The sequence below is a fragment of the Chitinophaga niabensis genome, from assembly GCF_900129465.1.
GTDB lineage: Bacteria > Bacteroidota > Bacteroidia > Chitinophagales > Chitinophagaceae > Chitinophaga > Chitinophaga niabensis.
In genome coordinates this window covers 425,099-449,059 of the sequence record NZ_FSRA01000001.1, presented here as the reverse complement: position 1 = coordinate 449,059, position 23,961 = coordinate 425,099, and the positions used below count along the sequence as shown (strand labels likewise).

The following is a 23,961-nucleotide window of genomic DNA, read 5'->3' as shown; positions in this document are numbered from 1 at the left end:
CTTCTCCGAAAAATTCGTCCTGGAATATTTAATGCCCCTTGGTTGAGTAAGGCATCATTAACGTTAGCTTATAACCCCGATCTATTTCATGGTATTATGATTACGAAAGTAGGAATTACTTTTGAAAAAAAATAAAAAGTAACCATAGTTTTTTATAATCATGATAAAGATTTTAAACTCGCTGGATAAGTTTGGGGACTTAGGGCATAAAAAAAGAGGCCGTGGTGGCCTCTTTTGTATTCTTTGGAAGGGATGTTAATGTCTTACATAGGCTTCACATAGGCTCAGCATAGGGGAATCCCTTATTATTCCAACCAGAACGGCTGGGTAAATGCTCCGTTCACAGCAGCATCCCAGACCTCTACCCTTACCCATTTTCTCCCCTGCAGCTTTGTTTCAAAGGTAAACTCCTTATCCCCAAAAGCCTTCGTATCGTCTAAACTGACCCTTTCCCGGTAAACTTTCTCCCCGTCCCCGGAAATAATGATGGCATGGCTCAGCGGGAAGGTCCAGCTAATACGCATCGTGATCCGGGAACGAACCGGGGAAAGTGTAGCCGATGGGATCAGCACCTCCCCTGTTGTGACAAAGAATTTCCCCTGCTGTATGGCATCCAGGATGGACTGCCAGCCATTTTCATAGGCCGGTAGCTTATCCAGCTGCAGGTAATTCACATTCAGGTGGGCGTACATTTCGTTCTCTGGTGTAATGGTAAAGAGGTCCGCCTCTGCCAGTACATGTTTTTTACCTCCCCAGTTGGCCATATCATCCAGGAGATCGAGCACACGGATGCCCAGCCTGTCTATGGAAAGGTCTGCCGGCATTGCTTTCCAGGCAGCACCAAAAAAGCGGTCGGACTTAAAAAAGGGTTCATTTTTGTATTTATCCGGGTAACCGGTGGAACCTTTTGTTCTGGGATGCGCCGTCCATGCCAGGCCATTTTCCAGCTCCAGCAACTTCAGCATCTCTTCTTTATTACCTATCCGGTACACCTTTCCATACTGCGGGTCTGTTTCCACAAAAGGTGCATCCGGCTTGCGGGACATGATCCAGTACACCGGTTTGGGGAAGAAGCTGAGCCAGTGGCCACCATAGAATTCATTGGGTTCTTCTCCCGGCAGTAACAGGAAATCATTTTTTGAAAATTGCTTACACATGTCGTGTAGTGCTTTCAGTTCCTTCAACCGCTGATCATCCGGCCCTTTCGGATGTGCCGTGTAATGGAACTCCGCCAGGTGTATGATGTTGATACCGGTACTCCTGAACACCTTCATAAAATCAGGATCTTCCGGCACGGGTTTACCAGCCAGTATATGCTTCATCACATATTCATTATGAAAATGGCTGCTCATGGTTTTATATCCGGGCAGCGGCTGATAGGTATCTCCGTGCGTAAATTTCTTTACTTCCTCCAGCGCAGCGGAAGCCTTCTTTGTATCCAGCAGGCAAAAGAAGTTAAGACGCTGCTTTGTACCGGGCGGTGCATTAAACCAGGGCACAAAACGGTTATCGCCCATAGGGTCCTGCCTGATCCCTATTCCGAATCCTTCAGCCAGCTGCCGGTAATCTTTGCCGTACCAGGTGAATTTTAAATTAAAGGCTTCATCTAAAGGATAGAAATATTGATGTGGTGCAGGAAATACTGCCAGGCTCCCTTTTTCATTCTCACCGATAATGGTCCTGTACTTAACAGCCATATTCACGCTGGAATCCAATGAGGCCACAGCGGATTGTACGCGCCCTTCCGTATCTGACCAGGCCACCTTGTCCCATATCTTTTCTTTACTCACCAGCCCCGCATCATATAAAACAGCCGTGGAGTCAATAGCTGTAGACATCACTGCTGCTATATTGAACAGCGGACTTCCATGATAGAGGGTTACTTCTATATTCCCGCTGAAAGGCCCTGCCTTTATCTCTCCTATCCTTACTATGGTGCGGGAACCTTCATTGCTGACACTGGCATTTTTCCTGTTCTGCTGTACGGTAAAAGTTTGCCGGGGCTTCAGGTGCGTTTTATCGAAAAAGATATTCCAGCCATTCTGGGATACAAGGTCCCGCTTGCTCACGGTTAGCAGAAAAACGGGGTCCAGCTGCCGGGCCACTTCTTTTTTGCCCAGCCGCATGCTCCGTAGCAAAGCTCCTTCCTCATTAAGATTAAATACCAGTTGCCCCTCTCCGGCATTTCCTGCGGGCCAGGCAACAGTTAATACATTATGCCTTAACATTACTCTTGTACCGCCGTTCTTTTTCAAACCGGTGTAATCGACAGGTACCTGTTGTGCCTTTACATGAAGACTAACAATTAAAATAAACAGCAATCCGATACGGTGCATGTGGAACTATTTTAGGGTGAAAGGACAACACGCCAATATAATAAAACAGGTCCTTAATTTCTGTATGCTTGTTTAATTTATTCTTCATCCGGCACAACCTTTCGGTTATTGCCCTCGTACTATTTATTGTCCTGCCACTCTCTTTACTGTTGTTATAACCATTTAAAACATCTTTATCATGAAAACCAGTTACACCCTCACAGTAGCACTGATCAGTGTATTACTATTTCAAAGCTGCAGAAAACATGACGACAAACCTCCCAAAGCAGTAACACTTCAACTCATTGCAGACAATCTTGTTTCGCCACTGGGCGTAGTAGCAGTTCCGGACAACACTAAACGGCTCTTCATCATTGACCAGATCGGAAAGATCTGGATCGTGGAGAATAATGGCAGCAGGTTATCTACTCCGTTCATTGATGTGAGTAGTGTAATGGTGCAATTAAATACGCGTTATGATGAACGTGGATTATTAGGATTTGCCTTCCACCCTGATTACAGGAGTAACGGGCGTTTCTATGTTTATTACACACTGCCTCCCCGCACAGGTACTTCCTTCAACAACCTCAGCCGCATTTCAGAATTCAGGGTTTCTTCCAATCCTAACCTGGCAGATATGAGTTCTGAAAAGGTACTGCTGGACATCGATGATCCGCAATCCAACCATAACGGAGGCACGCTTGCTTTCGGGCCGGACGGTTATCTCTATATCGCCATCGGCGATGGCGGAGGAGCCAATGATGTAGCACCGGGCCATGTAACGGATTGGTATCTTCCCAACGCGGGCGGTAATGGCCAGGACCTGGACTCCAACCTCTTCGGCAACATTCTGCGTATTGATGTAAACAGCGGCAGCCCTTATGGCATCCCTGCCAGTAATCCCTTTGTAGGTAAAGCCGGAAAGGATGAGATCTATGCGTATGGATTCCGGAACCCTTATCGTTTTTCTTTTGATATGGGTGGCGATCATTGGCTGTATGCCGGTGATGCAGGCCAGGTACTGTATGAAGAAATTGATGTGGTAAAAAAAGGAGGCAACTACGGATGGAATGTAAAAGAAGGTACGCATTGTTTTAATGCAGCCAACAATAGTGTAGAATTACCGGCATGCCCTGCTGTTGATGCGTTTGGTATAAGTTTCATTGACCCGGTAATAGAAATGAAGAACAGTGCAAACCCCACCGGAGGCAAGGCCACAACTGTTATTGGAGGAAATGTTTACCGCGGGCGGGACATTCCTGACTTTAAAGGTATGTACCTTTTCGGTAGTTTTTCCCAACCGGGAAATGTGCCCAATGGTGAACTTTTCATTGCCAGGCCGCGCAATGGAAGCGGGTTGTGGGATTTTGCAGAAGTTACGCTGAAAGACTATCCCAATGATCTTGGTTATTACCTGAAAGGATTCGGGCAGGATAATGAGGGAGAAATATATTTAACTGTTTCCAGTGTGGCCGGACCTACCGATGTTACCGGGAAGGTATTTAAACTGGTAGCTGAAAAAACACATGGCGGTAAGCAATAAAGCCTGCTTTAAAAAATAAGAGCTTCATACCGTAATGTATGAAGCTCTTATCTTTAGTACCCTATATTCGCCAGCGCCACAGCGCCCAGCCGCTCAGAAAGCTGTGCCAGGTAAAGGCTGGAGGGACTCACTGGTGTATTGTGCGCATCGTAATAACCTTCCGGAAGATAAGGGATGGTATCAAAGGGAATGGCCCTTTTTGTTTTTTCGCCCAGGCTGCCGATCACCCAGTTAGCAGCGCCCGGCGGTTGCTGATTCAGATAAGTTTTGGCTTTACAGTTCCAGGCTACTGCCCATCCGATAGACCATCCGTGCCCTGAGCCCATAATTCCCCGGTTCATAAAATCAATCCCTCCATCGGGCACATTGCATTCATCCACCAGCACACCTGTTGCCCAGCGCTGATGTGGCTGGATCCATCCATTACCGAGGAAAGTACAGTTCAGCAATACAATAGGGCCGGATACCTTTGCACCGGTAGCAAAATAGAACACATTATCTCCCTGGACCTTACACTGGTTGAAAAGGATCTGCGATCCGCTGCCATTCAGATCAGCAGGTTTAGCTGCTCCTTTGGTAGGTGTTTCATGATAAATATTAATGCGGGACAGTGTAACACGTTTAGCGTCAGATACACTGATGCTGTTGACGGTGTTATATACATCTATATCACGGGCCCATGCATCTGCTGCGCCGCGGATGTTAAATGCTTTATGTGCTTTCTCATTAATGGTACCTGATTGTGCAGGAGAAACGATCCGCATGAGTTCAAGGCCCACCTGTGATATTTCCCCGGATACCATCACCTTTATGACTGATGATGTTCCCAGGTAAGCAGCGTCATAATTATCTGTAAGCGGCAGTTCCAGGATCACCTTGTGGCCTTCTATCTTTTTTATCACCCTTTCCACCGTGATCTCACCCGTTATCCAGGTTTGCTTTTTACCATCCCGCACCAGGCCATCCATTCCCATGAACTTTACCCATGCAGGTGTTACGGGACGGCTGATCTGTATCATGTCTCCTGCGGCAAGACCTGCAACATCTGAGAGATGAAAGCTATTGGCGCCGGAGGGAACATACCTGTCTGTTATCATCGCAGGCTTTCCTGCTTTTTGCAGGTTAACCCTGCCCTGCACGGAGAAACAAACATGTGGCTCGCCCGTCATTTTCAGCACGGTACCGGTTTCCCCCGGTCCGCTTCCACGTATTACAATTCCGCTGGTATTGATAACGATGGTGTTATCACAATTATACATACCGGGCTTCAGCAGCAAGGTACCCCTGAAACCATTCACCGGCTCCATGGCAGCAATTTCATTCACGGCACGCTGAATGGCTGCGGAGTTATCTCCTTCTACAGCGCTTAAGGTGATCTTTACAGGCGGCGCAGGAATGCGAACACCACCACCCATGTACCCGGCATAGGAAAAGTCCATGATACGGTCGCCTTTCTCCAGTGTTTTGTAACTGAGCTTTTGTTGCGCATTGAGGTATACCCATTCGCTTTTTACCTGCGCTTCCATACTGAATGGGAAAAGAGCTACCACAGCTAATAATGGTAAGGATTGCATTTTCATAACGGGAATGTAATTAAGCGGATATTAAAATAAGCCATTCCTCCCGGCACTTCAAGGAACGGGCAATTTTAACCAATAAAGAGAGAAATTACTACCGATCCCAGCCCTGTCGGTTTTGTTCTATTTCCGGAAACGGGATCGTTGTTCCTTTGCTATATCAGATAAAAACTAACACAATGCGCTACACACTTCTTGCCCTGCCGCTTTTAGCCGTAATGGTCCTGAGCAATAAAACGCCCATCACAGGAGATACACTCTATAAAAAGAACTGTAAAGTATGCCATGGGAATGATGGCGCCAGGGGTTTTATGGGCGCTAAAAATCTTAAGCTGAGCAACATGGAAACCAGTGCTATTATACAACAGATCCGGGAAGGGAAAAGCCCTATGCCATCCTTCAAAAAGAAGTTTTCAGAAGAAGAACTGGCGGTACTGGCCGATTATGTAAAAAGTTTAAGACAAAACTGAGATCAGCCGGAAACAGGGCTTTTTTCTTCCTTCTCTACCATCCATTGGGTTAGCTTATATTTTGGCAGCATCTCCGCCAGCTTTTTCTTCAGCCATTTGGACACTATCTCAAATACGATGAACCCGATCACAATGGAAATGGTCCATTCCAGGTTGGTATAGGTTTGTTTGCTGATCACCGTTTTATGGGCGGTAAGCCCCCAAAGGTTCTTAATGCTGCGGGTTGTAAAGAAATGAGATACCAGCCGGGTAGATGCCATCCCTATCACAAAGCCTAAAAAATTACCGACATAATTGTTGTAAACGTATTCCAGGAATTTTCTGACAACCCTGTTTTTCATATAAATGAATTTTCTCATGCTAAACTAATATCTAATTCCTGAAATAAAAAGGTCCGCCTCAAAAAAGAGACGGACCCCAAAATTTTCGCTGGTTTTTATGACAGTGCACCTGAAAGGTCCCTATGAAGGGAAAGCACATCTACCCTCCAGTATTTCTTTAGCAATAGTTACCAGGTCTGAGAACTTACTGGGCTTGGTAATAAAATTCAACGCTCCCATCTGGTGGGTTTGTTTCACATCTTCCTCCAGTTGGGAAGTGGAATAAATAATTACAGGAATATCTGATAGTTTGTGGCTGGCCTTTATTTTCTGCAGGCATTGTTTCCCGTTCATGCGCGGCATATTCATATCCAAAACGATCAGATCCGGGAGATTTTCCTGGGGGCTGGTTTCCAGCAGTTTCAGTGCGGCCACCCCATCTTTACTAAAGATGCAGCGAACGGATGCATCCACGAAATGCAGGGCATCCTGGAACATTTCTGCATCATCGATATCATCATCCACAATAAGTATACTTGTATAAGTCTGGGCCATAGAATGCAAATAGGTCTACAAATTTAATTTTATTTTTGCATACCTTAAAGTCATAAATCGGTGATCACTATGAAGAACTGGTACCTGGCCTGCACACTGTCTGTTTTGCTTTTATCTGGTTGTGAAACCACCCAACAGATCCTGAATTCCCTTCCGCCAACCACTACCACCGGCGGAACAAACACCCTGCAAATTGCGGCAGGCTTAAAGGAAGCACTGACCATTGGCACACAGAACAGCGCCAACCGGCTTTCTGCCCCTAATGGTTTTTTTGCAAATGCCCTGCTGAAGATACTGATGCCGCCGGAAGCGCAGAAAGTGGAAACCACCTTGCGGAATGTAGGTTTGGGAAGTGTGGTGGATAAGGCTATCCTGGCCATGAACCGTGGTGCGGAAGAAGCGGCTAAATCCGCTACGCCCATTTTCGTCAATGCCATCCGCCAGATGAGCATTACAGATGCCATCGGCATCCTGAGAGGGGGTGATTTTGCTGCCACCAATTACTTCAAACAGAAAACAACAGCAGCGTTAAGTACCGCATTCCGCCCCGTGATCAATGATGCACTGGGCAAAGTGAACGCTACCCGTTACTGGACAGATGTATTTTCCATGTACAATAAATTCTCCAAAACCCCGGTTAATACAGACCTTACAGCATATGTAACCGAAAGGGCCATAGATGGCATCTTCCATGAAGTAGGCCTGGAAGAGCAGAAGATCCGCAGGGACCCGGCGGCTCGCGTAACCGAACTCTTAAAAACAGTTTTCGGCAGTGCGCTGGCACAAAGGAATTAATTCTTCAGTCCCTTAACGGGCAACGCTATCGGCAGGAACCGGCAAAGCCAGCACTACTTTCTTAAACTGTGCTGCCATTTCATCAGATACCTGCTCCGGTTTGAACTGTACCTTTTTCACATCTCCTCCAAACAGGGTCTGGTACCAAACGAGTGATCCCAGGTAGCAACCTGCCCGGTTAGCATGGTTGGCGTCAAAGTCCAGTTTATTATTATCCCAGCGGTATCCCATATGCAGGGAGTTCGTCTGATCCGGTAAAGCCGGAGATACGGCCGTTTCGAAATTAAAGGTGGTATCTTTTTTATAAGCCCAGGATGGATCTGTAGCCATTGCACGGAACGCATCTCCTACCGGGATCACAGCAAGGTTCAATTCGTCTGCGATGGTGTGATATGCAGCCCTTACGTGCTGGTGCATGTCTGCTGCATCAACGGCACGTTCCTCTCCTGCTATCCTTCCAAACGATTTTGCATCACTCCGGTAAGCCCAGATCTGATGGATATAGATCTTTGCATTGGGTTGTATGGACTTGATAAAATCGTAAAGTTTACGGGCATACGGACGGTATGTTTCCGGGTCGCCGGAGAGCAGGGAATATTGCTGAATGGTCACTATATCCCAGGTACCATCTGAAAGCAGCTGGCGCAGTGATTTGCCACCATATGCTTTGCCCGCAGGATCTGAAGTGTCTTTTTCTGCTGTTTCTACCAGCTTCCAGTGTCTTTCCATGGAGCAACCACCCAATTCTGCACGGCCGGTTTCCAGTTCTATGCCGCCCTCCCGGGTGAGCTGGGGCAGGAATGTAGCTGCGTTCTGGGAAAAGCTGTTACCAATAATGAACAGACGGTATTTCTTCTGCGCCTGCGCTGTGAAGCATATGCTGCAAAGTACCAGCAGGCAAATCTTGAATCGTAAAAGCATGCTGGTAAAATAGAGATTCTGCGCTAATAATCAAAATCCTGTCAGTTTAAATGCACCTGTGGATCCGTTTCCCTACTGTAAAATTGCCTCACCAGGTCACTGACTTCCATTAATGGCATCACCGTGCTGGAGATCAGGTCTATCTGATGCAGTTCCTTTGCAAAAAGCTCTGCACATATGTACCAGATACCATCGTCTGCACGAGCTATGAGTGTAACATGGATCAGTTGCTTTTTCATTGTGTCACTGTTTAAGTTTTTCAAAGTCCTTCAGTATCTTCTTCAATTGAATACCGTGGCCAAGCACCGGCTTAAAAATATCTCCCTCATTTTTGATACGTTCCAGTGCATTGTTGATTGTAAAATCTTTCATCTTTAACCCTTTCTTCACTTCCTCCCAATGCAAAGGCATGGATACGGTGGCGCCGGGTTTGGGACGTAAGGAATAAGGTGCTGCCAGTGTGGCCTTAGGCCTGTTCTGCAAATAATCCACATACAATTTGCCGCTCCTGTTACGGGTCATGCGTTCAATGCTGGTAAAACGCGGCAATTCATGATGCACCTGTGCGGCAATCCATTTTGCAAAAAGCTGGCATTCATCGTAAGTGTATCTTGCTTGCAGGGGGATATAAATATGGATACCCGTAGAGCCGGAAGTTTTAGGATAACCGGTTACGCCGATCCCATCCAGTACCTGTTTAGTTACCCTCGCGGTTTCTATCACCTGCTCAAAGCTGTTCTTCTCTGTAGGATCAAGATCGATCAGGCACCAATCCGGATGATCCGGTTTTTGTATACGGCTGTTCCAGGGATTCATTTCAATGGCTCCCAGGTTAGCCATATATAACAGGCTGGCCTCATCTTCCACCACCAGGAAGTTCTTGTCCTTCCCATCGCTGGTATGGTAAGGGAATTGCTGCACCCATTCCGGCGCTTTACCCGTTATATCCTTCTGATAGAAGCTCTTTCCGTCAATGCCATTGGGGAAACGGTTCATGGATTGCGGGCGGTCTTTCAGATATGGCAGGATGAATGGGGCTACCTGGTAATAGTAGTTCAGCATATCCCGTTTTGTATATTTCTCTTTCGGCCAGAAGATCTTGTTCAGATTAGTGAATTTCAGCTCATGCCCTTTTACTTTTCTCACCTGTGTTACTTCAGCAGGGTTCAGCAAAGTTTTACGCCCCTGCTCCTCCGGTGCTTTCAGCATCTTACTTTTTACAACAGGAACAGCTTTTTCCCTGATCACCTCTTTTGCTTTTTTATCTTCCCGCATCGCTTCAAAGGAAGGATGCCGCATTACACCATCCGCTGTTATTTCCGCATAATTCACTTCGCAGACCAGCTGAGGTTTAAGCCATGTGGCTTCCGCTTTGGGAGGATGGGGCCTGAAACGGGAAGGTTTGTTCACATCCGGCAGAAAGGAAAAAGGCATTTTCTTTGTTATCAGCGGGCGGAACTTTGCCATCAGTTCCTTTTGCAGTTTATCAGGAAAACCGGTACCCACCTTTCCTGTATAAACAAACTGGCCTCCTTCATAAACGCCTACCAGTAAAGAACTGAATGCCTTTGCAGAGCCTTCGTTCTTTGTAAAACCGCCGATCACCACTTCATGCCGCCTGCTCAGTTTGATCTTCAGCCATTCTTTTGTACGGTCTCCCGGGTGGTATGTACTATCTGCTTTTTTTGCAATGATCCCTTCCAGCCCGATCTTTCTTCCTGCTTCCAGTAATTCTTTTACCGGGGTATCAAAACTTTCACTCATGCGGATGACGCCATCAGGGGGTAAACGCTGTTTTAATAACTCCCTGCGGGTAAGCAGGGGTTCTCCGGTAAGGTCTCTCCCATCCAGCCATAGAAGATCAAATACATAATAGATGAGCGTGCCATCTGCTTCACTCCGCCAGTTTTGCAAAGAGGCAAAATCAGAGCGGCCTGCATCATTCAGTACAACGATCTCTCCATCTACCACCCCACGGATCTTCCATGCTTTTACAGCCTCGTAAACGGGGTAGAACTTATCGTTGAAGGATTTGTTATTACGGGAGATGAGTTCCGTTTTGCGGCCATCCCTCACCGCTATCGCCCGGTACCCGTCCCATTTAACCTCAAACAACCAGCCTTCGCTATCGAATGGTTTATTAACCAGCGTAGCGAGCATTGGACTGAAAGTTGCAGGTATCTTAGCCGATCTGCCCGGAGCGCTCTTTTTCATGTAAAAACAGGCTAAACTTCGTGCCAATGTTCAGCGTTATCTACAAATAACAAGGGATCATCGCATTAGGGGGGCAGAAATGGAAGAATAATATTTATCTTAACAACCATATGCATCTGATCGGGTACATTAAAAGAAATAAGGTTTTACTCTTTACGGCACTGTTTATATTAGTACTACGGCTTATTTTCATCGGCGTTATGGGGCTTATGCCGCAGGATGCCTACTATTATTTTTACGGAGAACATCCTGCGCTTTCTTATTACGATCATCCTCCTGCCATTGCCTGGTTACTGAAGGCCTTCACCACCATATTGGGGAATAAGGCCTACGCTGTGAAACTCGCAGATTCCGTAACCACCCTGGGCACCATGATCGCTTTTTACCATCTGTGCCTTCATTTCCTGAGCAGGCAAAAAGCGGCGAATGCTTTTGTAGTGATGTTTTCCACCCTGATGGTCACCATCCTGTCCCTCATATCCACACCGGATGTCCCTTTAATGCTTTGCTGGACACTTTCTCTTTTATTCCTGTACCGGGCTGTTTTCCTGGAAAGGAAAGTTTACTGGCTGCTGGCAGGTATTATGATGGGCCTCGCTTTCGATAGCAAGTACACGGCGGTTTTTCTGCCGGCAGGGTTATTGTGGTTTTTGGTAATATCCGCGCGTTACAGGAAATGGTTATTATCCCCCTGGTTATGGGCTGCGCTGTTACTTATGATAGCGGCCAGCAGCCCGGTGATCATCTGGAATATACAGCATGATATGGCTTCTTTCCGTTTCCAGTCCACCGGAAGAGCGGAAGGCATTGAAGTAAGGCCCCTGGATGTATTGGGCGTGATAGGGCACCAGGCTGCCATCCTGATGCCGGTGTTGTTTTTTTCTCTATGGGTTTTACTGTACAAGACCATCCGCCGGAAGTTCAAAAAAGTTAGCCCGGAACAGCTATTCCTGTTAAGTTTCTTTCTTCCCCTGTTCCTCCTTTTCTTCCTGATCTCTCCCATTTACTGGGTGAAAATAAACTGGATGATGCCTGCTTACATTAGTGGCATTATCTGGGCAAACATTTACCTTTCCGCAAAATACATCCGCTGGCAACAGATCATAGCACTGATCGTACATCTGGCGCTGGCTATAGAACTGGTCTTCTACCCTGTACCCGTTCATTCAGACGATGTATGGCTGGGCTGGGGTGAAATGGCAGACTCCGTTAGATCCCTCAAAAAGCAATACCCGCAGGATTTTATCTTTTCGGCAGATGATTATAAGACCAGTGCTGTACTCAACTTCTACCTGGATGAAATGGTGTATGGCCAGAACATCCTTGGGCGTAAAGCTTTGCAGTTCGATTATATAGGCACCAATGTTAATGATCTTGCAGGCAGGAATGCGCTGTTCATTAATTCCGAAATAGGGGATGCTACGGATGAAAACCGTTTTACGGATACCCTTCGAAAATACTTTACCACTGTGCAACCGCTTCCCCCTATTGTGGTAAGGGGCTACGGCAAGGTGATCAGGGAATTCCAGGTATACCGTTGTTTGGAGTATAAAAAAGGCCGGAGATAACCCCGGCCCTTATGGTTGATCAGTGTAACAGTATTTTGGTTACAACCGGCAGATGATCGCTCATCTCCGTCATTTCTTCTTTACTCAGGATATAAGCCGGACCTGTGCTGCCGGGTACTATCTTAGCAGAGAGGTTCTTGTTGAACACCATATGATCGATCCTCCAGCGGGGATTACCTGCGGGATGCGAATAAACGCTTGTACCTGCCAGGGGGTCAATAAAACGGGCTCTTTTACTTCCCTGCTGCAACATTTTAAACTCATCACTTTCCGGCGTGGAGTTAAAATCTCCGGCCATGAGGATGCAGGCTTTCTTATCCTCTTTAACAATGCGTTCAAACTCTCCTTTCAATAATGCTGTTTGACCTATCCTGGTAGCGGTATCGCTTTTATTCCTGCCTGCTTTTAAATGTACGCCGCAAAGGTATAAACGCTGGCCTGCTGTAGGCCATACTTCTGCGATCCACATCCTGGAATTGATATTGATCTGCATGGCCTGCTTTCCCTGCTCGTCCTTCTCTCCTACGATAGGGGAATACACGGAGCCGTATGTTCTGAAAGTACCAATGGGCACTTTGCTCATGATCATGGTGTTCTGATACCAGGTCTGGCTTTCTGAAGAAGCAAAGTATTTATAGCCCAGCTCATTCTTCTGGCTCAGCTCTCTCAGGTAGGCCACTGTTTCAAATTCAGAGATCATTACGATATCTGCATTCGCAGCTTTGATCACTTTTACCAGCAGGGCGGCTTTTTCTTCTTTCTTTTTATCCTGCGAATCTTCCATGCGGTTGTTGATATACAGGTTATCCTTCAGGTCTGTGAGGTTTTCTGTATTGTAGGCCATGATCTTCAGGGTATCGCCTGGTGTATGGTCCGGCGTATATAACATACCGGGACGGAATTCCTGTGCGGATGCCTGGCCAATGAAGAGTGCTGTGGTAAGGTATATGAGTATTCGTTTCATGTTCTTATTTTAAAATATTATGCAGTACTTCTTTACGGCCGTCTATTGGTTCTGTTACTTTCAATCCCAGGATCTCTGCGATGAGCGGGTATACATTCACGTTCTCGAAAGAAGGGATGCTCATTTTTTGTTTAAACGCAGGGCCCCACGCCATGAAAGTGGCATGCATGTCCTTCACCTGTAAAGGCGGAAATCCATGATGCCCTGCGCCGGGTTTTCTTGAGGAAAAAACATACGGCCATTCCGGAACCAGCAGGATGTCTCCGATCCTGTTCATCCTGTCATCTGTATCACTATAGTGCAGTTCAGCAGGTACATTGGTTTTCAGGTATGCCTTATAATGCAGCTCTTCCTTTTTCAATGTTTCGTAAAAGGGCTGGATAGCTGCTTTATCCTTTGCATGTATCACCATCATGGTACCGGAAGCGGCGATCAGGAACTTAGTGCTATCAAAGCTTGCAGGTGTTGGCAGCGGATGTTCCCTGTCTGCATTCGTCATACCATGATCTGATAAAAAAATATAATTGACGGGAAGTCCGGTTGCACGCACGGCCTCTGTTAACTGGTAAATGATGGAATCCACTCCTCTCACCGCAGCTGCTGTTTCAGGAGCATCGGGTCCAAAGCGGTGCCCTGCATGATCTGGTTCTGACACGTAGAAAGTAATGAAGTGCGGGCGTTGGTCCTCCGGCAGGTTCAGCCAGTCTGTTACCGCTTTGATCCTGTTTTCCATGGGGATCCGCTCACTGTAATTATAGTAATAGGAAGGACGTATTCCTTTCACATCTGCTTCAGAACCTACCCAGAACATGCTGGCGCTTACCATTTGCTGTTGTTCTGCCAGTACCCATAAAGGAGTACCGCCATACCATGCGCCATCCCTTACTTTGGGTTTATTGCCCATGGAATAACTTTCCTTTTTGCCCGCATCATAAAAGCTATTGTTCACAATCCCGTGATGGGAAGGATAAAGCCCTGTTGCAATGGAATAGTGATTGGGAAATGTAACGCTGGGAAAAGAAGGGATCATGGAAGCGGCCTTCACCCCTTCTTTACCGAATTGCAGTAAATGTTCCGCCTGGTATTTCTCTGCATAGTCGTAACGGAACCCGTCTGCAGAGATCAATATCACATAAGGCTGCTTTTGCGCGGCTGCGCTGTTGCGGCGGCCGGGTACTTTGTATTGTGCCGTATCCTGGCTATAGGCCATGTTGCTCAACAGGAGCAACAGTATCATCATATATCTCATTTCTTTTGGCTTTTAATGTACAACTGTAACATGGCACCTGCTTCGTGCGGCCTGTCTGTAGACAGGATGTCTGCTCCACGTTCTACATATTCATAATAGCTTCTATCACCTTTTGCAATGGCTTGTTTATCCAGGTTGCCCATGGTACCCAGGATGCAAAGGACCTTGTTCTCATGCAGGTATTGATAAAGCGCTGCATCTGCTTCCCTTGTGCCAATAAAAGCCACCAGGCGGTTATTGGGAACGCCATAGCTGTTCAGCCGGAGCAGGTCTTCCTGCTTTTGTATGGAGGCAGAGATCATCAGGTCCGGTGCCAGTTTGGAAACTTCTGCAGCCTGATCCGCACTGTAGGTGATGATCACGGAACAGGATTCTGCTTTGCAGCGGCGCACCGCTTCTATCACTTTTGCATAAGGCACACCACGTTTAACATCCAGTGTGTAGATCACTTTACCTTTTCCCCATAACAATGCCGCATCCAGGGTAGGAATGCGGAAGCTGGTAGTATCTCCGTTATTATCCTTCAGGTAAAAGGTCTGCAATTCTTTTAAAGTATAATCCCCTACAGGCCCTTTTCCGGTGGAGGTCCTGTCCAATCGGTTATCATGCATCAATACCAATACAGAATCTTTGCTCAGTGTGATATCACACTCAATGATCAGCGGTTGGGAAAGGCTGCTGTTCCGGAACGTTTCCAGCGCATTCTCCGGGAAGCCTTTTTCCGGGCCACCACGGTGTGCGCTCACCAACGGATAGCGGACCTTTGAATAAGAGAGGAATTCCTGCAGCTCTTTTGTTGTCTTAAAACGAAGTTGCTGGGCACCTGCAATATGTACCATCAGCAACAGTACAGCAACTATACCGATTCTTCTCATAGATCAAAAATGGAAAAGATATGCGTTGCTTTTACACAACGCATATCCTGCTTAAAAAAATGATTATTTCATTGTAATGAACTTCGTTACGGCAAAAGAGGACATCTTATCGCCCTCTTTTGTGCGAACATAAATGCGCAGGGTATAAGCTTTATTCCCTGTGGCCAGCTTCGTTAGCTTCAATACCAGGTTACCGGAAAAATAATTTGTGTTCGGGTAAGTGGCCGGGTAGAAAGAAGTGGTTACGCTGTTGTTCCCGTTAGCAGTGGTAGCCTTTTCAGTGAACGTATCAAAATGCACACTGTCTATACGGGTAGCCGGGCCTGAATTGGGTGCATCGTACCATGCAAAGTCCAGGGAGCCGGGTTCAGCTTTGGTGATAGCGCCGCCAAATGTTACACCCAGTACATCCGCAGGAACAAAAGGGCCTGTTTGCAGCATCAATCCCATGCTGGTGACCTGGATAGTGGGTAATGCTTTTTCCAGTTCTTCTTTGATGTTGTCGTTGTTCTTTGTACAGGACGAAGCCAGGAAAATAAAAAGCAGTAAGTATGTTATCTTTTTCATGCTGATAAGTAATAATAGTTTAGAAAGTATAACGTGCGCCGATCTGCATAGACCATGTGTTGCCGGAACTATAAGAGGTCTGGAACGGATTGGTATATAACTGGCCGTTGGTGCTTTGCATCCGGTAAACAGGTACCCCGTTTGCATTGTAGCTTCTGAATGCCAATGGCTGCGTGGTAGTGCTTCCTTTTTGGATGTTCCAGTATTTGTTCAGGAGGTTGGGCACATTATTGATATCTGCGTTGAAGGTGAGGGTATGCCTCTTTCCGCCCACTTTGATAAAGAACTCCTGCATTACACGGGCTGAGAGATCGTTACCCCACTGGGAGATACCACCATTCCTTTCTGCATATTTACCACGGCGTTTGCTCAGGTAAGGAGAGTTATTGATGAACTTATCCAATGCTGCTGCCTGTTGCTCTGGTGTAAAATTGATAGTAGCACCATTCACAGTAGCAGAATATGCTTCAAAAGTGAGGTCTGTGGCTTTGCTAGGAACAAACATCAGGTCCTGGTTATTACCATCGCCGTTCATGTCGCCATTGAGCCTGTAGGTAAGGTTACCATTAGGTGATCCTTCGTAAATGAGGGATATGGTAGTAGCAGCATGGTTCAGGTATTCTATCCTGTAGCTCAGCATGCTGATCACCCTGTGGCGGGCTACGGAAGAAGACGGGTTCAGTTCCATTTCGTTGGAAGTACCTACGGTTGGATTTGAGTTCCAGATAGAATATGCCTGGGAACCGGAGTTACCGGAAATATCTTTCGCACCGGTGAAAGTATAAGCGATTGAACCATAGAAACCTTTCGCAAATCCTTTAGACAACTGTGCAGTTAAAGCATAGGAATACCCTTTGCTGGTGTTTTCCACGATAACAGCCGATCCCAGTGAAGGATAAATATAACGGTCTGAAGCATTAGGAGAAATAAACCGGGGCCTGTTATCCGGGCCATTGGCAATACCGGTGGCTTCTTTCAGGTTACCGTTGCGCATGCGCACAGCATTGATATCTTTCGTGATCAAACCTTCTGCTGTAAAGTTCCAGCCATTGCCCAGGTTTTTATCCACCGCAATGTCTGTTCTGAAGATCTGCGGGAATTTGAAATTAGGATCTATTAATACAATGTTGGTAGGAATAGAAGTACCGGCTACCGGTGGGAAAAGACCTGCATATCCATCTACGTTAGGATCGAACTTCATGTCTGCCAGTACCTTGGCTTCGTCTGCATTGGTATTACGTAATGCTACGGCGTTCTGGTACATACCGGAGTTGGTAGGCATATTCGTTAACCATACAAAAGGATTAAGACCATTGAATACCCCCATACTACCTCTGATGATGAGGGATTTATCGCCAAATGCATCCCATCTTGCACCGATACGTGGTGAGAAGTTGATCTGCGGGCCTGGCCATTGACCGTTGTAATGCTTCATGGTACCGTTCTTGTCAGGGAAGGTCAGTGCAGTGATGGCAGGATTCTCCAGTGCTTTCTGGGTATACACCGGTCTTTCTGCTCTCAGGCCCAGCGTTACTTTCAATTTAGGCGTTACTTTTATTTCGTCCTGTACATATAAGGCAGCCTGGCCGTAATTCAGTTCAGCTGAATACACGGCTTTTTTACCAGGCACCATGGAATAAGCATAGGAATAATAAAGTGGTGCAGCCTGTGTGATAAAGTCGTTGAGCGAATTGTACACATAATAGCTTTGTGCACCCGGCATGAACATATTACCTACCATCTGGTGTTCATAGGAGAAACCGGCAGTGATAGTATGTTTACCGGTATAATAAGAAAAGTTATCTGTAATGTTCCATACCTTATTGATCACATCGTTGTTGTAGCTGAAAGGCTCATAACCAAAGGTCATATAGTTGTGTGCCACGGCAGTACCTTCCATGATATCCACCAGCGGGAATGGTGAACTGTTGGTGATCCTTGTATCCTGGATCCTGCTGATTGTTACAAGCAGGTTATTGGAAATATTGCGATAGTTACTGTTCAGTTCCAGTGTACCGGAACGCACGGTGTGTTTGAATCCGTATACCGAGTTGGCAAAGGCCAGGGACCTGTTGCTCATCCGGCTGTTGGGTAATGTGGATATTACAGAAGTAGAACCCGGAAGGGAAAATCCACCGCCGCCGATGATAGAGTTACCATTGATGGAAGAAGGCTCTTCATTACCTACATAGTCCTGGAACTTGGCCGTGAGCTTATGGCGGTTGTTGATGTTCCAGTCTAACTTAACAATGTACTTGTAGTTATCTCTTTTAGCAGAGGGATAATCAATATAAGCACCTGTTTCATAACCATAGGTATCTTTCAGGAACTTAGAGAGCTTAGCCAGGGAATCCACATGCGGAAAGGATTCGGTACCTACTACGGTACTGCCTTCCGGCAAGCCGGAGGGAATGTAGTTCGTGATCCTGGAACCGGAGTTCACTTCATATTCTCCATTGATGAAGAAGAAGAGTTTATTTTTAATGATCGGGCCACCGAAGTTGGCACCGAAAGATTTTTTAGAAGAACCGGTTTGCCTGTCATACACGATATCTGCTACTTTCCTTCCGTTCATAGATGGATCGCGGTAGAAAGTGAAGATAGACCCGTGGTATTCATTGGTACCGCTTTTAGTAACGGCATTGATGCCTGCACCTGTGAAGCCGGACTGGCGTACATCTACCGGTGCTATATTTACAGAGATCTCGTCAAACGCATCCAGGGAGATGGGCTCTGCACCACCGCCGGGCAATGGGTCTGAGCTTAATCCGAAACTGTTGTTCAGGTTGGCACCATCTACTTTCAGGTTGTTGTAGTAACCGCTTCTGCCTGCAAATGAACTACCTCCATTGGATTGTGGCGTTAACCTGGTGAAGTCTGTGATACTCCTGGAGAAAGAAGGCAGTGTGGCCAGTTGCCTGGAATCTATCACTGTAGCGGCACCACTCTTTTCTGTAGCTGCTTTTCGCTTTACAGAGTTGATGCTAACGCCTTGTAACTCCCTTACGGTTTCGTTAGTCATGGTAACGGTGATGTCGTAAGGTTCACCTAATAAAATACGGAAGTCTTCCACGATCTGTGGTTTGTAGCCTACAAATTCCACCTTTAAAATATAAGGTCCGCCTATGCGTAAACCCGTGAGTGTAAACGACCCGCCTTTACGGGCAACATTTACAGAACGTGTTCCGGAGGGTTGGTGTATTGCGGTAACGGAAGCGCCTTCCAGGCCTTTTCCGTCCGGGCCTTTTACAGTACCGGTGATCAACCCTGAGGTCACCTGTGCGCTCATTGACAGCGGCAGGAGGAACATACATAACAGGTAGCGTAACGTTTTCTTCGTTAACATAGCCATAATCGTTTGAAAAGTGTGATTTAGAAGTTTGATCATATTCTATTTTGTGTCATTAATATTTCCATTCACTACGGGCCTGTTCTCTCTGCGGCCCTGCGATCTTATTATTCCGGGTAACAGCACACCATCCGGTGCATTGAATTGTAATCCCAGCAGGTTGGCAATAACAGGCGCGATATCTTCCAGCCCCATTTTAGGCACTACCACACCATTGCTGATCCCTGCACCATATGCAATGAATCCTGTTTCTATATGCGCGAAGTCAGGGAAGAAACCGTGTGTTCCGCCACGGCCCGGCCTTACCAGTCCTCCGCTGCTGCTGCCGGAGATAGATACGCCTTCAATGGCTGCGAGGGCTAATACGGCATTGGGATCTGCACCGATCTTATCCAATTCAGGCTTTTCTACAATGCGGTAAAGTTTTTTTACGGATGCAGGAACACTATCCAGGATAGCACGTACTTTGGCCAGTGTTTTAACATCTCCTTTATTTTTCAGGTGCAGGAAAGCGGAACCGCTGCTGCTGTGGAACATGGCTTTCCAGTTATTCTTATCAGTGAGCCCGTTTTTAGCAAGCAATACATTGGGATTGAAACTGGTATTGATATCCACAAAACCATGGTCTCCGGTAACGATGATAGCCGTGCTGTCTGCAATGCCTGCAGCCTGTATGGCTTCGAGTATATTACTCACCGCATGGTCTGCAGAAGCCAGTGCTTTCTTTACTTCATCGCCACTACGGCCGGTTTCGTGTTGTGCATGATCTACGCAAACAATGTGAACGGTGGTGAAATTAGGTTTGTACTTTTTCAACAGGTAAGCAGCCATGCGGCTCAGGTTCTCATCTATCGCCAGGTTATTAAGTGTCATCTGGTTATAGCTGAGCTTACCGGTAGCATTCTGCTGTATCTCTTCCCAAAGGCCTGCAGGCGCTACATTAGGATTAATGTTTGCTCCTCTCTCCCATGACTCTGGTACATTATAATCTATGGGAGCGCCAACAGATACGGGCCAGGACAGGCAGGCAGATGTCATCCCCCCCTGGTGTACGGCATCCCATAACGTAGCGGTCTGAATAAATTTCTCATCACGATACCAGGTACCTGTAGAACCGGAATCAGAAAAGATGGTATTATAATAGATGCCATGACGTGCAGGCATAGCACCTGTAATAATAGTAGTATGAGAGGGATAGGTGACGGTAGGAAAAACACCACGCACACCTTCTGCATAGGTACCGTTATCCTTCATGAAATGCAGGTTGGGCACAGGCCAGGAAGGATCAAGATAGAAGTCTGGTCTTAATCCGTCAATACTGATAAGTACTACATACTTTGCCTGTTTTGGCTGCTGTGCGAATACAGGTGAACTGGAAAATAAAAGGCATAGGGATGCCATTGCAAAACACAACGTGTTCCTTCGCATAATTTTGTCTTTGATTAGAACGTTCGAAATAAATGCCAGGTCAAATGGAGAGAATGCAAAGTTAACAGAAGAAGTATGCGGGGTAGTTTCGGGAAGGTCACCAAATAGTTACGGAATCATTACCGATGTTAGAATCTTACATAAAACAGGGGGTAACAGGCAATACAAGGGGTTTCACAAAGCTATCTGATCGTATCTGCAGCCAGTTGCCGCGTTGTTGCAGTGAGGTCTGCTATATCATTATACGTTATCAGTTTATTCAGGAATACTTCCCGGTTGCCGGGTGTAACGATCTTCTTATGCAGGTCTGCATATAATAAAAGTATCCGCTCCCGGGGTTCGTAAGAACGGATATTGGCCAGCATGGATTCTGTTTTGTTCCAGCGGTATACGATCTTGGCAAAACACCATTCTGCCACTTTGGGATCATGCGTCATCAGGTGTTTGAAAAAATCTACTTTGTAGGAACGGAACTGTGTTGCGGTGAGGGTTTTACAGAACTCGCAAAAGGTATCACCTAATACGGCCAGGTTACCAAAGAATTCGCCGGGTGTTACCAGTTCATAGATATAATCCTTTCCCTTGCCTGAAATACCCCCTAGTTTTACAGCACCGGCTACGATCTCGTAGATATCTGTAAAGCGCTCTGAGGTGCCATATAACTGCGCACCCTTTTTAAGGGTGATCAGTTTCACGTTCTCTTTCAATCCGGGCACCTTGTTCTCTGCCAAATAGTTGTAGAGGCCAATTTCCGCGATGTTGGACATAGTTTTCCGGCATTAATAAGCAGCCAAAATATTAAATTATCATGAAATAAAATAGCAAAGCCCCCGCAACAGGGTGTTGCGGGGGCTTTGCCATGGATCTTGAAGCTATAACTTAAACTGCAGCGTCACATACAGGTTCCTTCTGTCCGCCGGTAAAATACCAGGCCCGGGATAGCCATCGGCACGGCGCGTAAAATACTTTTCATCTGCCAGGTTATTCACCCCGGTGTAAACGGTGAACTTCCGCCAGTTATAACTGAGGCTCAGGTCCATTACACTAAAGGCCGGCACAGCACCATCAACTGCCGTGGGGGTTTCTTCTGTATTGGTAGCATCAGAATATTGTTTGGCCTGGTAGGAGTACTGGTAGGTGATATTAAACCTCGGGCTGCCGAAAGACAATCCCGTACGTACTAAAACAGGGGGTACATTCTCAACCAGCTTATCTGCAATAGCGGTATTCTTTGTATTGATATAACGGGCATCTATCAGGGAAAGACTTGTATATACGTTCAGTTTATATTTTGATCTTCCCCGGGTGATGGCCTTCAACAGGTCTCCTTCCAGTAAAGTTTCCAGCCCATAGTTCCTGCTGTCTGATACATTCGTGCGCAGGCGGTAGGTCATGAAACTGGAATCACGGGTAAAGATAGAACCTATCCTGCCGTTGTACTTAAGATAGAAGAGGCTCACATCGAGGTATAACCAGTTCCTGTAGGTACCCCTGAACCCAAGGTCTACATTATACCCATCTTCATCTTTCAGATCGGGATCCACTTTTGCGTTTGCATTTACCACGCGGATATCGTTGAAGTTGATGGAACGGTAATTCTGGGAAATGTTGGCATATACTTCAGTGCCATTGTTGAACTTCCAGGAAGTTCCTACCCCGAGTAAAGTAAAGGAACGCGGATTACTTCTGCTCTCCGTGATCCGCTCGTTGGGAATGAAAATATTCAGTTTATAGTAATACCCTTCCGACTTTGTATTGATATGTTCGAAACGGATGCCGGGGGTAATGCTCCAGTGTTTGTTGATCTGGAATACATTCTCTGCGAAAGCGGCGATATTGGTACCGGGGAATTTAAACCCGGAAAGGTCCGGCTCAAGGCCATTGAAAACAAAGTCATCCCCACTGCCATCACTGGCGCTTCCCTGTTTGCGTTTAGTGAGCCCTTTATATACACGGGTACCTACTAATACTGTACTCCGCAGGTCTTTTATAAATTTGTACTGATGAATGAAACGGAGCTCCGAGCCAAAGTTGCTGTAACGGTCAGACAGGAAATCCCTGTTCCCCCCATTATCAGGGCGGTTAATGTACGATAAGACCCCCAGGGCATCTCTTCCTCCCTGCAATGTATAATTCCGCCAATTCAGGCGCGTATGCTCATTAAACGCATAATCCAGGTTCAGGCTGATCAGGTTCCAGTCAACTTTAAACCAGTTCCTTGCCCGTACAGATACGGAGGGATCTTCTTTGAACTGTGCATCTGTTAAACCTCCGGGTTGCTGAGCCAGGTATTTCATTAAAGTATACTCTCCCGTGATCCTGAATTTGGGCGTTACATCATAGGCAAGATGTACATAAGCATTGTGCTGATCATAATGGCTGTTCGGGCGCCAGTCGTCTCCTCTTTTGAACTGGTAGAAAGCATAATAGTTCAGCTTGTTCTTAGCAATAGTACCACCTACGCTGTTAAAGGAGTTGAAGAATCCATAAGAACCCAGCGTTTGCCTGGTAGTGAGTTCGAAAGGTTTTGCCTTAGGGCCTTCTTTCATGATGAAATTGATCAGCCCTCCAAACTGCGGGCCATATTGCAGGCTTGCCGCACCGCGAACGATCTCTATCCTTTCTATCGCTTCTGAAGAAGGTGTATAATAACTTTCAGGATATCCCAGCGCATCCGCACTGATATCATATCCATTCTGGCGGATATTAAAATTAGAAGAACGGTTAGGACTGAGGCCACGCCCACCGATACCAAGCTGCAGCCCCCCCCTGTCATACTCCCAGATGTTCAGGCCGGGTATGCGTGCATAGATCTGGCGGGTATTATTAGTAGCCAGGTTAGCATTGATATGCCGCATATTGATCACCTCTGTTTTCTTTCCCGCGTTGATGGTTGTGCCGGAAACATCCTTCAGCATACCGGATACAGATTCGTTCCTTTTACCGGTGACAACCACATCGGAAAGGGTAATGTTCTTTAACAGGTTAATATCTGCCACCACATGTTTATCTGTGATCACAATGGTTTCTTCATAATCACCTATTTTGATAGTGTATGTGCCCGGTGTGAGTTTCGTGAACCGGAAAAAACCATTCTCATCACTTAGTTTCTGTTGTGAGCCGGGCAATAGTATTACCGTTGCATGCGCCACTGGTTCATCGCCACGGCGTAAGGAGCCGTTTATGTTGTATTGTGCGTAGGACACCACACTTATCAGGCACATCATCATCATTAATTGAAACTTTCTCAT

At 46.5% G+C, this 23,961-nt stretch carries 19 protein-coding genes; 4 read left to right on the top strand and 15 right to left on the bottom strand.

The genetic code is table 11. The features are described from left to right. Positions 1-305 precede the first annotated feature (305 nt). Positions 306-2,336 (bottom strand): CehA/McbA family metallohydrolase domain-containing protein, encoded by a 2,031-nt coding sequence (locus tag BUR42_RS01870; protein ID WP_074237470.1) that lies wholly within the window; start codon positions 2,334-2,336, stop codon positions 306-308. 178 nt (positions 2,337-2,514) lie between these two features. On the opposite strand from BUR42_RS01870, the gene BUR42_RS01865 reads away from it, so the two are divergent. Beyond that, positions 2,515-3,858, top strand: coding sequence for a PQQ-dependent sugar dehydrogenase (locus BUR42_RS01865; RefSeq protein WP_084185289.1), 1,344 nt, complete (start codon positions 2,515-2,517; stop codon positions 3,856-3,858). Between the two features lie 53 nt (positions 3,859-3,911). On the opposite strand, the gene BUR42_RS01860 is transcribed toward BUR42_RS01865, so the two are convergent. Beyond that, on the bottom strand, positions 3,912-5,438 hold the full coding sequence (locus BUR42_RS01860) for a hypothetical protein (protein ID WP_074237469.1): 1,527 nt from the start codon (positions 5,436-5,438) through the stop codon (positions 3,912-3,914). A 176-nt stretch (positions 5,439-5,614) separates the two neighbouring features. Between BUR42_RS01860 and BUR42_RS01855 the strand changes: the two genes are divergently transcribed. Beyond that, entirely contained in the window at positions 5,615-5,905 is a 291-nt protein-coding gene (locus BUR42_RS01855; protein ID WP_074237468.1) for a c-type cytochrome, read from the top strand. Positions 5,906-5,907: 2 nt separating this feature from the next. Here BUR42_RS01855 and BUR42_RS01850 read toward each other — a convergent pair whose 3' ends face one another. Continuing rightward, positions 5,908-6,246 carry a hypothetical protein gene (locus BUR42_RS01850; RefSeq protein ID WP_143197302.1) on the bottom strand — a complete coding sequence of 113 codons (339 nt, stop codon included), beginning with the start codon at positions 6,244-6,246 and terminating at the stop codon, positions 5,908-5,910. A gap of 120 nt (positions 6,247-6,366) precedes the next feature. Continuing rightward, positions 6,367-6,780 carry a response regulator gene (locus BUR42_RS01845; RefSeq protein WP_074237466.1) on the bottom strand — a complete coding sequence of 138 codons (414 nt, stop codon included), beginning with the start codon at positions 6,778-6,780 and terminating at the stop codon, positions 6,367-6,369. Between the two features lie 69 nt (positions 6,781-6,849). On the opposite strand from BUR42_RS01845, the gene BUR42_RS01840 reads away from it, so the two are divergent. Further along, the gene (locus BUR42_RS01840; RefSeq protein ID WP_074237465.1) at positions 6,850-7,575 is read left to right on the top strand and encodes a DUF4197 domain-containing protein; all 726 of its coding nucleotides are present in this window, start codon (positions 6,850-6,852) and stop codon (positions 7,573-7,575) included. A gap of 12 nt (positions 7,576-7,587) precedes the next feature. On the opposite strand, the gene BUR42_RS01835 is transcribed toward BUR42_RS01840, so the two are convergent. From BUR42_RS01835 to ligD, 3 genes are read right to left on the bottom strand one after another with little or no spacing between them, the layout of a single operon-like run. Further along, entirely contained in the window at positions 7,588-8,496 is a 909-nt protein-coding gene (locus tag BUR42_RS01835) for a DUF4886 domain-containing protein (protein ID WP_074237464.1), read from the bottom strand. Between the two features lie 41 nt (positions 8,497-8,537). Then, on the bottom strand, positions 8,538-8,735 hold the full coding sequence (locus BUR42_RS01830) for a hypothetical protein (RefSeq protein ID WP_074237463.1): 198 nt from the start codon (positions 8,733-8,735) through the stop codon (positions 8,538-8,540). 4 nt (positions 8,736-8,739) lie between these two features. Beyond that, complete coding sequence (gene ligD, locus BUR42_RS01825; RefSeq protein ID WP_074237462.1) at positions 8,740-10,710, bottom strand: DNA ligase D; 1,971 nt, start codon at positions 10,708-10,710, stop codon at positions 8,740-8,742. A gap of 200 nt (positions 10,711-10,910) precedes the next feature. Here ligD and BUR42_RS01820 point away from each other — a divergent pair, with 200 nt between their 5' ends. Next, on the top strand, positions 10,911-12,278 hold the full coding sequence (locus BUR42_RS01820) for an ArnT family glycosyltransferase (RefSeq protein WP_159442196.1): 1,368 nt from the start codon (positions 10,911-10,913) through the stop codon (positions 12,276-12,278). Between the two features lie 19 nt (positions 12,279-12,297). Here the strand turns inward: BUR42_RS01820 and BUR42_RS01815 are convergent, their stop codons facing one another. The 8 genes from BUR42_RS01815 to BUR42_RS01780 form a co-directional block, all read right to left on the bottom strand. Continuing rightward, complete coding sequence (locus BUR42_RS01815) at positions 12,298-13,242, bottom strand: endonuclease/exonuclease/phosphatase family protein (RefSeq protein WP_074237460.1); 945 nt, start codon at positions 13,240-13,242, stop codon at positions 12,298-12,300. 4 nt (positions 13,243-13,246) lie between these two features. Further along, positions 13,247-14,482, bottom strand: a complete 1,236-nt coding sequence (locus tag BUR42_RS01810) for an alkaline phosphatase family protein (RefSeq protein ID WP_200798200.1) — start codon at positions 14,480-14,482, stop codon at positions 13,247-13,249. A 5-nt stretch (positions 14,483-14,487) separates the two neighbouring features. Then, positions 14,488-15,366, bottom strand: coding sequence for a glycerophosphodiester phosphodiesterase family protein (locus tag BUR42_RS01805; protein ID WP_074237458.1), 879 nt, complete (start codon positions 15,364-15,366; stop codon positions 14,488-14,490). A gap of 63 nt (positions 15,367-15,429) precedes the next feature. After that, a complete protein-coding gene (locus tag BUR42_RS01800) occupies positions 15,430-15,933 on the bottom strand; it encodes a hypothetical protein (protein WP_074237457.1) in 504 nt (167 codons plus the stop codon). 19 nt (positions 15,934-15,952) lie between these two features. Further along, positions 15,953-19,279: a TonB-dependent receptor gene (locus tag BUR42_RS01795; protein ID WP_159442195.1), complete on the bottom strand. Its 3,327-nt coding sequence runs from the start codon at positions 19,277-19,279 to the stop codon at positions 15,953-15,955. A gap of 45 nt (positions 19,280-19,324) precedes the next feature. Next, the gene (locus BUR42_RS01790; protein WP_074237456.1) at positions 19,325-20,710 is read right to left on the bottom strand and encodes an alkaline phosphatase family protein; all 1,386 of its coding nucleotides are present in this window, start codon (positions 20,708-20,710) and stop codon (positions 19,325-19,327) included. A gap of 182 nt (positions 20,711-20,892) precedes the next feature. After that, complete coding sequence (locus BUR42_RS01785; RefSeq protein WP_074237455.1) at positions 20,893-21,477, bottom strand: Crp/Fnr family transcriptional regulator; 585 nt, start codon at positions 21,475-21,477, stop codon at positions 20,893-20,895. Between the two features lie 105 nt (positions 21,478-21,582). Further along, on the bottom strand, positions 21,583-23,961 hold the full coding sequence (locus BUR42_RS01780; protein ID WP_074237454.1) for a TonB-dependent receptor domain-containing protein: 2,379 nt from the start codon (positions 23,959-23,961) through the stop codon (positions 21,583-21,585).